Genomic DNA, 11,592 nt, shown 5'->3' on the forward strand with positions numbered 1-11,592 from the left:
TTCCGGCCGATCCTGCATAATCGACCCACATCTTCATTTTATTAAACGGAATAAATATGACCAAGCTTAAAGCAGTAATCCCCGTTGCGGGCCTCGGTATGCATATGCTCCCTGCGACTAAAGCCATTCCGAAAGAGATGCTGCCTGTCGTCGACAAACCGATGATCCAGTACATCATTGACGAGTGTGTTGCCGCGGGTATTAAAGAGATTGTGCTGGTCACGCATGCATCTAAAAATGCAGTAGAAAACCACTTCGACACCACTTACGAGCTGGAAGCACTGCTCGAAGCACGCGTTAAGCGTCAGCTACTGAGCGAAGTGCAGTCTATCTGCCCGCCAGGCGTAACGATCATGAACGTGCGTCAGGCACAGCCACTGGGCCTGGGTCACTCCATTCTCTGTGCCCGTCCAATGATCGGTGATAACCCGTTCGTGGTGGTGCTGCCAGACGTCCTGCTGGATGATTCTACCGCGGACCACATGCGTTATAACCTGGCTGCAATGGTTGCCCGTTTCGAAGAGACCGGCCACAGCCAGGTCCTGGCGCAGCATATGCCAGCGTCCGATCTGACTGAGTACTCGGTGATCACCACTGCAGAGCCGATTGAACACCCAGGTGACATCAGCACCATCACCGATTTCGTTGAGAAGCCAGAAGATACTGCAGGCCTGAGCTCTGACCTGGCTGCGGTAGGTCGCTATGTTCTTTCTGCTGATATCTGGGCGGAACTGGAGCGCACTGAGCCAGGCGCGTGGGGCCGTATTCAGCTGACCGATGCGATTGCCAGCCTGAGCAAAAACAAAACCGTTGATGTTTCGCTGCTGACCGGTCACAGTTTCGACTGCGGTCGTAAACTTGGATACATGCAGGCGTTTGTCTCTTACGGACTGCGCAGTAACACGCAGGGTCGTGAGTTCCGCGAAGCTATCCAGACCATCCTCGCAAAACAAAAGTAATAAATTCGCCGCGTTCTGCGCGGCAGATTGAAAGGAGCTCACATGGCAATTTTAGTAACGGGCGGAGCAGGGTATATCGGCTCCCATACCGTACTGGCGCTGTTGCAGCGCGGTGATGATGTTGTAGTTCTGGATAACCTCTGCAATGCCTCACGCGAAGCGATTAATCGCGTTGAGAAACTGGCGGGTAAAAAAGCGACCTTCGTTGAAGGCGATATCCGTGACCGTGCCTGCCTGCGTGATTTATTCGCGTCAAATAGCATTTCAGCCGTCATCCACTTCGCAGCCCTGAAAGCAGTGGGTGAATCAACCCGCATGCCGCTGGAATACTACGAGAACAACGTAGCAGGCACCGTGGTACTGCTGGAAGAGATGCGCAACGCCGGCGTCTGGAACTTCATCTTCAGCTCATCAGCGACCGTTTACGGCGCAGATGCACCGGTTCCATACGTTGAGACCACCCCGATTGGCGGTACCACCAGTCCTTACGGCACCTCTAAACTGATGACCGAGTTCGTGATGCGCGACTTCGCTAAAGCAGAGCCGAAGTTCAAGGCCATTGCCCTGCGTTACTTCAACCCGGTTGGCGCGCATGAGTCTGGCGAAATTGGTGAAGACCCGACGGGTATCCCGAACAACCTGCTGCCATACATTGCGCAGGTTGCGATTGGGCGTCTGGAGAAGCTGGGCGTGTTTGGCGGTGATTACGATACGCCAGACGGTACCTGCCTGCGTGACTATATCCACGTGGTAGACCTGGCGGAAGGGCACCTGAAAGCACTGGACCACCTCAATAAAGTTGAGGGCTACACGGCCTTTAACCTGGGCGGCGGCAAAGGCTTCTCTGTACTGGAGATGATCAAGGCGTTTGAGAAGGCGTCTGGTAAAGCGATTCCGTTTGAAATTAAGCCACGCCGTGACGGCGACCTGCCGGCGTTTTGGGCCGATGCCTCACTGGCAAACAGTGAGCTCGACTGGCGCGTGACACGCGGCATTGATGAGATGATGCGCGATACGTGGAACTGGCAGAGTAAGAACCCGGATGGGTTTAAGTAGTTGAAAAAATCTGCAAACACCCGGCTTCGGCCGGGTTTTTTTTTGTCTGCGTTAAGAGGAATTGTATATTCCTGCTCTTCATTCTCTCTTCAGAGCCCCATTCTGACTGTTTAATCACTTAATACAGAATTATCCTGGTCTGGCTACAGTAATGATTGAACACAATAGCAGTAGAGACTTATCACAATAACAGGTAATCCGAGTCTGTGAAGAGGCGCAAAGCGTAGAACTTCACAGGCTACTATGCTGTTTTATCTGAAGTTGAATTGACTAACGCAGTATGCGATGAATGTTTAGTCGTTCTTAAGTTTTGTCGGTGGCAATGAAAGATTAGGCATATTATTTTTGCCGCACAAAATGTACTATTTGCAGTTATCCCGGAACCCGTATGCGATTGAATAAAATGTAATCAGCGCATCGACAAGCTAACCTGTGAGGGGAGGATTCCCGTCACACAGCGCATTGGTTGCTGCAAGCCAGGGGCGGTAGCGTGGCTGTTTATTCTTAATGGATAAAAATTGACCCGCTTATATGCATAGCATGTTTAAATTTGTTAGAGGATGTGGAATGTTGCTTCCAGTAATTATGGCCGGAGGAACCGGCAGCCGCTTATGGCCCCTGTCCCGCGAACTTTACCCCAAACAGTTTATCTGTCTGCATGGTGAGCACTCTATGCTGCAGGAGACGGTTAATCGGTTGACTGGCGTTGAAGCACGCGCACCGATGGTAATCTGCAACGAGGAGCATCGTTTCCTGGTTGCAGAACAGTTGCGACAAATTAATAAGCTATCTCATAACATCATTCTTGAACCGGTAGGCCGTAACACCGCACCAGCGATTGCTCTGGCAGCGCTGAACGCGGTAGAGCAGGGCGATGATCCGGTTCTGCTGGTGCTGGCCGCCGATCACGTAATTGAAGATCGCGCTGCGTTTCATCATGCTATCAAAGTCGCAACCGCCTATGCCAAACAGGGCAAACTTGTGACTTTTGGCATCGTGCCAACGGGTCCGGAAACCGGCTATGGCTACATTCAGCGTGGCGAAGCGCTGCCCGGGGCAGAGAATGGTCCTTATCAGGTTCAGCGCTTTGTCGAAAAACCTAACCAGAGCACTGCTGAGCAGTATCTGGAATCCGGAGAGTACTACTGGAACAGCGGCATGTTCATGTTCCGGGCTAAACGCTATCTTCAGGAACTGGAGAAATTCCGTCCGGATATTCTGGAAGCCTGCCGCCGCGCCATGGCTAACGTCAAGGAAGGCAATGACTTCATCAGTATCGATAAAGATGATTTTATCGCCTGTCCTGATGAGTCAGTAGACTACGCAGTCATGGAACAGACCGATGCTGCGGTTGTTGTACCGCTGGCGGCTGGCTGGAGTGATGTGGGCTCCTGGTCTGCACTGTGGGAAGTGAATGATAAAGATGCTCACGGCAACTCGCTGAAGGGCGATACCTTCCTGCACAACACCAAAAACTGCTATATCAATAGTGAAGATCAACTGGTTGCTGCTATTGGTGTGGAAAATCTGGTGATTGTGAACACCAAGGATGCAGTGCTGGTCGCGCGTAAAGATCAGGTTCAGGATGTTAAGCGTGTGGTCGAGTTCCTGAAAAGCGAATGCCGTAGTGAATATCGCCGCCATCGTGAAACCTACTGGCCGTGGGGACGTTGTGATCTGGTCGTTAACACCGGTCGTTTCAACGTTAACCGCATTACCGTGAAGCCTGGCGAAGCCTTCGAGTTACAGATGCACTATCACCGTACTGAACACTGGGTGATCCTCTCAGGCACAGCGAAAGTCACTATTCAGGATAAAACCCTTTTGCTGACAGAAAACCAGTCAACTTTTATTCCGATCGGTCACCCGCATACGTTGGAAAATCCAGGCAAGATTCCACTGGAACTGCTGGAGATTCAGTCCGGCTCTTACCTTGGTGACGACGACCTCATTTTGATTAAACAACAGTTTGCAAGTAAGTAAGGACTGACAAGATCATGGCAGCACTGACCTGTTTTAAAGCTTATGATATCCGCGGTGAGTTAGGCACTGAACTGAATGAAGACATTGCCTACCGTATTGGCCGTGCCTATGGCGAATTTATCCGCCCGAAAACGATCGCAGTGGGCGGTGATGTACGACTGACCAGCGAGTCGTTAAAGCTGGCACTGGCCAATGGATTGCGGGATGCAGGCACCGATGTGCTCGACATTGGTATGAGTGGAACAGAAGAGATCTACTTCGCTACCTTTCATTTAGGCATTGATGGCGGCATTGAAGTCACTGCCAGCCATAACCCGATGAACTACAACGGCATGAAACTGGTGCGGGAAGGTGCTCGCCCGGTCAGCGGCGACACCGGTCTGCGTGACGTACAGCGACTGGCTGAAGCGAATGACTTTGCCCCTGTAGAAGAGGGCAAACGTGGCAGTTACAAACAGATTTCTGTGCTGGATGCCTACGTTGATCATCTGATGGGCTATATCGATCTGAATAATTTCACTAAGCCGATGAAGCTGGTGATCAACTCAGGTAACGGTGCTGCGGGTCATATTATTGATGAGATTGAAAAACGCTTTAAGCAGGCCAATGCGCCAGTGTCGTTTATTAAAGTGCATCATGAAGCTGACGGCAACTTCCCGAATGGCATTCCGAACCCGCTGTTGCCAGAGTGTCGTAAAGACACCTCTGATGCGGTGCGTGCGAATCATGCGGATATGGGTATCGCGTTCGACGGTGATTTTGACCGCTGTTTCCTGTTCGATGAGAATGCTGAATTCATTGAAGGCTATTACATTGTTGGTTTGTTAGCTGAAGCGTTCCTGAAAAAAGAAGCGGGTGCGAAAATCATTCACGATCCGCGCCTGACCTGGAACACTATTGATGTGGTAACCAAAGCGGGTGGTATCCCGGTAATGTCCAAGACTGGTCATGCCTTCATTAAAGAGCGCATGCGTGAAGAAGACGCGGTTTACGGTGGTGAGATGAGTGCGCACCACTACTTCCGTGACTTTGCTTACTGCGACAGCGGTATGATTCCATGGCTGTTGGTGGCTGAACTGCTGGCAGTGAAAGGGGAAACACTTTCCGGGCTGGTTTCGGAAAGAATGAAAGCGTTTCCTTGCAGTGGTGAGATTAATTTCAAAGTTTCTGATTCGAAAGCGGTTATTACTGCGCTTCACGATAAGTATGCATCAGCTTCAGTGGCTCAGGACAATACAGATGGAGTGAGCCTGGATTGTCAGAGCTGGAGATTCAACGTCAGAACCTCGAATACTGAACCTTTGTTGCGACTTAACGTCGAAACTAAAGGTGATACCGGTGCTCTTAGCAAATTACTGGAAGAAATTGATTCGCTTATTAAAGCGACATCTGTTTAGTTTAACGCTTAGATTTTAATTTTAATTTACTTAATCATGGGTTTAAGAATGACCAATAAAATTGCAGTAATTACTGGAATCACCGGGCAGGATGGCGCTTATCTAGCTGAGTTGCTTCTTAACAAAGGTTACACCGTTTACGGGACTTATCGTCGTACCAGTTCGGTTAACTTCTGGCGTATCGAGGAGCTTGGCATTCAGTCTAATCCGGCTTTGCATCTGGTCGAGTATGATCTGACTGACCTTTCATCAAGCATTCGTTTACTTCAGGAAAGCAAAGCGACCGAAGTCTACAACCTTGCGGCTCAGAGCTTTGTAGGTGTGTCTTTTGACCAGCCGCTGACCACCGCTGAAATTACAGGTATTGGTCCGGTAAACCTGTTAGAAGCTATCCGTATCGTTAACCCTAAAATTCGTTTCTATCAGGCGTCTACTTCAGAGATGTTTGGTAAAGTGCAGGCTATTCCGCAGAAAGAAGATACCCCTTTCTATCCGCGTAGCCCGTATGGCGTTGCAAAGTTGTATGCCCACTGGATGACCATTAACTACCGTGAAAGCTATAACATCTTCGCTTCAAGTGGCATTCTGTTTAACCACGAATCACCACTCCGTGGACAGGAGTTTGTGACTCGTAAGATCACCGATTCAGTAGCAAAAATTAAGCTCGGTAAGCTGGATGTGCTTGAGTTAGGTAACATGGACGCCAAACGTGACTGGGGCTTTGCTAAGGAATATGTTGAAGGGATGTGGCGTATGCTGCAGGCTGATGAGCCAGATACATTTGTCCTGGCAACCAACCGCACTGAAACAGTCCGTGACTTCGTTTCTATGGCGTTCAAAGCGGCTGGCGTTGAGTTACGCTTTGAAGGCAAAGATGATCAGGAAGTGGCAATTGATGTAGCTACTAATAAAGTGGTAGTCAAGGTCAATCCTAAGTTCTACCGTCCTGCAGAAGTTGAACTGCTGATTGGTAATCCACAGCGTGCGAAAGACATTCTGGGCTGGGAGCCAAAAACTACGCTCGAAGAATTGTGTGCAATGATGGTAGAAGAAGATCTGCGTCGTAATAAACAAGGATTCTCCTTCTGATATGGCTAATGGCAAAAAAGCACTGATCACTGGGATCAAGGGCTTTACCGGCCAGTATATGGCAGCGGAATTATCCGCTGCCGGATATGAAGTTTATGGTTTCGGTTCAACTCCCGCCCAGAATTCCTCACGCTATTTTCAGGTTGATCTTACTAATGCAGCACAGGTAAAAATTGCTGTAGCAAGTATTCAGCCTGACGTCGTTGTTCATCTTGCAGCCATCGCTTTTGTTGGGCATGCAGACCTAAACGCGTTTTATAATGTGAATCTTTGCGGTACGCGTAACCTGTTACAGGCGCTTTGCGAAACCGCAAAAATGCCAGATGCAGTTTTAATCGCCAGCAGTGCTAATGTATATGGTAATAACACACCGGGTAAATTAGCAGAGTCGGTTTCAGCGAGACCTGCTAATGACTATGCCGTAAGCAAGTTAGCGATGGAGTACATGACCAGTCTATTTTATGAAAAATTGCCGGTTATTATTACCCGACCATTTAATTATACCGGTGTTGGTCAGGCAGCAAATTTCCTGATTCCGAAAATCGTTAAACATTTTCGTGAGAGAAAGGATGTCATTGAATTGGGTAACATAGATGTATGGCGTGATTTTTCCGACGTGCGTGACGTCGTTAAAAGCTATTCTGCGTTACTTCATTCCCGCTCATTCGGCCAGATTGTGAATGTCGCTTCAGGTAAAATGCACTCATTGAGGGAAGTTGTTGATCTCTGTCAGTCCCTGACAGGCCATGAAATTTCGATTAAAATTAATCCTGATTTTGTGCGTCCTAATGAAATTAAAGAACTTTGTGGCGATATCACTTTACTCAGTAGCTTAGTCGGTGAGATGTCGTCTAAAATTCCTCTTAGAGATACCCTGAAATGGATGCTGGAAGCAAAGCAATAAACGTCGTTTACTCTACGGACTGCATTAAATATCCTTTAACCGGTATTGGCCGTTATGCGTTTGAGCTTGCTAAACAGCTTCAGGAAAGAGAAAACGTCGCGCTGACATTTCTTCATGGCACTAAGACTCGCGACTCACTGGCAGTCGCAAGCGAGTCTGCTCAATCGGTTCAATCTCTTAAGCGTAAGTTACAAAGAAGCAAAACCGTAAGTGAAATATATCGCCTGACTTTTCCGGTAATGAAAACGATGGCGCTAAGGGGTTTTAAGAATCATATATTTCATAGTCCTAACTACTATCTGCCTCCTCGTGTGAAACACTGTGTTGCCACCTTTCATGACCTGTCGGTATTTCATTGGCCGCAGTTTCATCCGGCTGGCCGCGTTCACCTGATGCAAAAAGAGTTAAGGAATACTGTTTCGCGTGCATCGATGTTGATCACAGACTCTTATTACACCAAGAATGAGTTGGTTGATTTCTTTGGTATTGAAGACAATAAAATTACCGTAGCGCCTCTGGCCTGCAATGAACATTTTCATCCCCGGGATGAAGCAGAAACAGAACATGTACTTGAAAAATATAATCTCAAGTGGCGACGTTTCTTTCTGTATACTGGCACGATTGAACCAAGAAAGAATATACTGACACTGCTTCAGGCGTATGATCGTCTGCCCGCTCAGCAAAAATCTGCCTTCCCGTTAGTCATTAGTGGTTATAAGGGGTGGGAAAATGAGCAACTTTTTAAACTCTTTGACAAGGGCGAGAGAGAAGGGTGGCTAAAATATTTAGGTTTTGTGCCCGGTAAAGATCTGCCGTTTTTATTCAGTGCTGCAACGAGCTTTGTTTTCCCATCAATCTATGAAGGTTTCGGTTTACCGGTTCTTGAATCGATGGCATCAGGAACCCCCGTAATCTGCTCAAATGCAACATCACTTCCGGAAGTGGCTGGAGATGCAGCATTAATGCATGAACCTCAGGACGTTCATGCTTTGACAAATTACATCCAGATGATGATTGAAAACGCTGATGAAAAACGCCGTATGATTGTTACGGGATTAGCGCGCGCCCGCGAATTTTCATGGTCACAGTGTGCTGATAAAACCATTGAAGCTTATGAGCAGGTCGCGAAAAATATATGATTAAAGTTCTGCACTGTTACAAAACCTATTACCCTGATACTTTTGGCGGCATCGAACAGGTCATTTATCAGCTATCAGAAGGTGGTTTTAAATCAGGCATTGATTCTATTGTTTTTACTCATAGTCCCCAATTCGAAAACAAGAAAAACAGCCTGGATAATCACCAGGTGCATCGGGTCAAAACGCAGTGTGAATTTGCCTCGACACCGTTTTCTTATTCAGCAATAAAAGAGTTCAGGGAACTGGCACAGGATGCAGATATCATCCATTATCACTTCCCATATCCTTTTATGGACTTTATGCATTTTGCCGCAGGCATAAAAAAGCCATCCGTAGTGAGTTATCATTCTGATATTGTTAAGCAGAAGGTGCTATTAAAGCTCTATACGCCATTAATGAATCGCTTTCTTTCAAGTGTCGATCGCATTGTTGCCGCGTCGCCAAATTATGTTGAAAGCAGCCCGGTACTGCAGCAGTTTAAAGACAAAGTTGAAGTTATTCCTTACGGTCTTGATAAACAGTTTTATCAAAATAACGATCCTCCCGTTCTGCAAAAATGGCAGACAAGATTTCCGGATGGCTTCTTCCTGTTTATTGGGACGTTTCGTTATTACAAGGGCCTGCATATTCTAATTGAGGCGGCAAAAAATAGCTGTTACCCAATCGTCGTGGTGGGGGCGGGTCCTATTGAGGCTGAATTGAAAGCGCAGGCGCAGCAGTTAGGAGTGAACAATATCCATTTCCTGGGTGCGCTGGAAGACAGTGAAAAGTCTGCGTTACTGCAGTTGTGTACCTGTCTGGTTTTCCCGTCTCATTTACGTTCCGAAGCTTTCGGCATCTCCTTGCTGGAAGGTGCCCTCTATTCAAAACCGCTGATTTCCAGTGAGATTGGAACCGGAACGACCTTCATCAATATTGATCGCGTCACTGGCTTAGTCGTCCCACCATCTGATCCTGCCGCATTAAGAAAGGCGATGGATGAGATATGGAATAACCCTGAACTGGCAATGGCCTATGGTGCAGCTGCACTGGCGCGCTTTGAATCGCTTTTCACGGCAGATAAAATGATTCAAAGCTATACAAAACTATATAAATCCTTGTTAAGTGTGTGAATTTTTTTCATATAATTTCATCCGCGCAACCGCACCATTCATTACCTTTAATCCGCTATCCTGAGTTAACATACTGATCACTTACAAAGTGGTGTTACGGGTAACACCATGCGAGACCACAGACAGGAGTATGTAATGTCCAAGCAACAGATCGGCGTTGTAGGTATGGCAGTGATGGGCCGCAACCTGGCTCTTAACATTGAGAGCCGCGGTTACACTGTTTCTATCTTCAACCGTTCACGCGAAAAGACTGATGAAGTCATCGCTGAGAACCAGGGCAAGAAGCTTGCTCCTTTTTACACCGTTGAAGAGTTTGTCGAATCGCTGGAAAAACCTCGTCGTATCCTGCTGATGGTTCAGGCAGGCGAAGCGACTGATAAGACTATCGCTTCACTGACTCCACACCTGGATAAAGGTGACATCCTGATCGATGGCGGTAACACTTTCTATAAAGACACCATCCGTCGTAACAAAGAGCTTTCTGATCAGGGCTTCAACTTCATCGGTACCGGCGTTTCCGGCGGTGAAGAGGGCGCACTGAAAGGCCCATCCATCATGCCTGGCGGTCAGAAAGAAGCGTACGAGCTGGTTGCACCGATTCTGGATAAGATTGCGGCACGTGCGGAAGATGGCGAAGCCTGTGTGGCTTACATCGGTCCGGATGGCGCGGGTCACTATGTGAAGATGGTTCACAACGGCATCGAGTACGGCGACATGCAGCTGATCGCAGAAGCTTATGCTCTGCTGAAAGGCGCTCTGGGCCTGAACAACGAAGAGCTGGCTGAAACCTTCACCGAGTGGAACAACGGCGAGCTGAGCAGCTACCTGATCGACATCACCAAAGATATCTTCACCAAGAAAGACGAAGAAGGTAAATACCTGGTTGATGTGATTCTGGATGAAGCAGCAAACAAAGGTACCGGTAAATGGACCAGCCAGAGCTCACTGGATCTTGGCGAGCCTCTGTCACTGATCACCGAGTCTGTTTTTGCCCGTTACCTCTCGTCACTGAAAACGCAGCGCGTTGCGGCCTCTAAAGTACTGAGCGGTCCACAGGCTAAAGCTTTCACCGGCGACAAAGCAGAGTTCATCGAGAAAGTTCGTCGTGCATTGTACCTGGGTAAAATTGTCTCTTATGCGCAGGGCTTCTCACAGCTGCGTGCTGCGTCAGAAGAGAACAACTGGGACCTGCACTACGGTGAAATCGCTAAGATCTTCCGCGCGGGTTGCATCATCCGTGCTCAGTTCCTGCAGAAAATCACTGATGCTTATGAAGCAGATGCAGGCATCGCTAACCTGTTGCTGGCGCCATACTTCAAAGATATCGCGGATCAGTATCAGCAGGCGCTGCGTGATGTGGTTTCTTACGCGATTCAGAACGGCATCCCGACGCCAACCTTCTCTGCGGCGATTGCTTACTACGACAGCTACCGTTCAGAAGTGCTGCCTGCCAACCTGATTCAGGCGCAGCGTGACTACTTTGGTGCGCATACCTATAAGCGCATTGACAAAGATGGTGTGTTCCACACCGAGTGGTTAGATTAAAAATTAGAAGTTAGAGGCTTCTTAAGAAGCCTCTTTAAATTACGATTGAAGTTTATCTTTATGGTTTTTTTTTAAGTATATCCCTTATTATAATTAATGAAATTGGAAATTATGTTTTGAATCGGAAGTCGGAATGTGAATTTTCAGCGTGAATTAGTTTACTTAATAATCTTTAAAAGATGATATAAAAATTTTATTGTACAAAGTTAAAAAGCGACGTTAATTTTATTCATTGAGAATTATATGATTTTATTCAATGCCAGAATTAATATCATAGTTTATTTTTGCATTTAAATGAAATATTAATGTGTTAGTTAATGCTTAGTTAAGGCAGGTTTTTTTGTTGCATCACTCTATCTTAATTATAGTTATTCATTGTGAGGCGTTATTTGATTAGATGCAAGGTTT

9 protein-coding genes are annotated in these 11,592 nt (G+C 47.4%); all 9 read left to right on the top strand.

Features of this window, described 5'->3' with window-relative positions; genetic code table 11:
- The first annotated feature begins 56 nt into the window (after nt 1-56).
- A complete protein-coding gene (galF, locus tag P2R09_RS09230) occupies nt 57-959 on the top strand; it encodes a UTP--glucose-1-phosphate uridylyltransferase GalF (RefSeq protein WP_004571293.1) in 903 nt (300 codons plus the stop codon).
- Between the two features lie 42 nt (nt 960-1,001).
- Nucleotides 1,002-2,015, top strand: coding sequence for a UDP-glucose 4-epimerase GalE (gene galE, locus P2R09_RS09235; protein WP_275768988.1), 1,014 nt, complete (start codon nt 1,002-1,004; stop codon nt 2,013-2,015).
- A 567-nt stretch (nt 2,016-2,582) separates the two neighbouring features.
- Complete coding sequence (locus tag P2R09_RS09240; RefSeq protein WP_078804572.1) at nt 2,583-3,998, top strand: mannose-1-phosphate guanylyltransferase/mannose-6-phosphate isomerase; 1,416 nt, start codon at nt 2,583-2,585, stop codon at nt 3,996-3,998.
- 14 nt (nt 3,999-4,012) lie between these two features.
- A complete protein-coding gene (gene cpsG, locus P2R09_RS09245; RefSeq protein WP_078804571.1) occupies nt 4,013-5,395 on the top strand; it encodes a phosphomannomutase CpsG in 1,383 nt (460 codons plus the stop codon).
- Nucleotides 5,396-5,443: 48 nt separating this feature from the next.
- The gene (gmd, locus tag P2R09_RS09250) at nt 5,444-6,484 is read left to right on the top strand and encodes a GDP-mannose 4,6-dehydratase (protein ID WP_078804570.1); all 1,041 of its coding nucleotides are present in this window, start codon (nt 5,444-5,446) and stop codon (nt 6,482-6,484) included.
- A gap of 1 nt (nt 6,485) precedes the next feature.
- Nucleotides 6,486-7,388: a GDP-mannose 4,6-dehydratase gene (locus P2R09_RS09255; RefSeq protein ID WP_275768993.1), complete on the top strand. Its 903-nt coding sequence runs from the start codon at nt 6,486-6,488 to the stop codon at nt 7,386-7,388.
- Nucleotides 7,364-8,527 carry a glycosyltransferase family 1 protein gene (locus P2R09_RS09260; protein WP_078804568.1) on the top strand — a complete coding sequence of 388 codons (1,164 nt, stop codon included), beginning with the start codon at nt 7,364-7,366 and terminating at the stop codon, nt 8,525-8,527. The genes P2R09_RS09255 and P2R09_RS09260 overlap by 25 nt, the downstream gene beginning before the upstream one ends.
- Nucleotides 8,524-9,639 (top strand): glycosyltransferase family 4 protein, encoded by a 1,116-nt coding sequence (locus tag P2R09_RS09265; RefSeq protein ID WP_078804567.1) that lies wholly within the window; start codon nt 8,524-8,526, stop codon nt 9,637-9,639. The genes P2R09_RS09260 and P2R09_RS09265 overlap by 4 nt, the downstream gene beginning before the upstream one ends.
- 135 nt (nt 9,640-9,774) lie before the next feature.
- Nucleotides 9,775-11,184: an NADP-dependent phosphogluconate dehydrogenase gene (gene gndA / locus P2R09_RS09270; RefSeq protein ID WP_039659816.1), complete on the top strand. Its 1,410-nt coding sequence runs from the start codon at nt 9,775-9,777 to the stop codon at nt 11,182-11,184.
- Nucleotides 11,185-11,592: the final 408 nt, after the last annotated feature.

It is taken from the genome of Pantoea sp. Cr_R13 (assembly GCF_029222565.1).
Lineage (GTDB): Bacteria > Pseudomonadota > Gammaproteobacteria > Enterobacterales > Enterobacteriaceae > Pantoea > Pantoea eucalypti.

Bases quoted from the DNA above. Each gene is read 5' to 3' on its own strand.
- galF (WP_004571293.1), top strand. From the start codon at position 57: ATGACCAAGCTTAAAGCAGTAATCCCCGTTGCGGGCCTCGGTATGCAT.
- P2R09_RS09265 (WP_078804567.1), top strand. From the start codon at position 8,524: ATGATTAAAGTTCTGCACTGTTACAAAACCTATTACCCTGATACTTTT.
- galE (WP_275768988.1), top strand. From the start codon at position 1,002: ATGGCAATTTTAGTAACGGGCGGAGCAGGGTATATCGGCTCCCATACC.
- gmd (WP_078804570.1), top strand. From the start codon at position 5,444: ATGACCAATAAAATTGCAGTAATTACTGGAATCACCGGGCAGGATGGC.
- gndA (WP_039659816.1), top strand. From the start codon at position 9,775: ATGTCCAAGCAACAGATCGGCGTTGTAGGTATGGCAGTGATGGGCCGC.
- cpsG (WP_078804571.1), top strand. From the start codon at position 4,013: ATGGCAGCACTGACCTGTTTTAAAGCTTATGATATCCGCGGTGAGTTA.
- P2R09_RS09255 (WP_275768993.1), top strand. From the start codon at position 6,486: ATGGCTAATGGCAAAAAAGCACTGATCACTGGGATCAAGGGCTTTACC.
- P2R09_RS09240 (WP_078804572.1), top strand. From the start codon at position 2,583: ATGTTGCTTCCAGTAATTATGGCCGGAGGAACCGGCAGCCGCTTATGG.
- P2R09_RS09260 (WP_078804568.1), top strand. From the start codon at position 7,364: ATGGATGCTGGAAGCAAAGCAATAAACGTCGTTTACTCTACGGACTGC.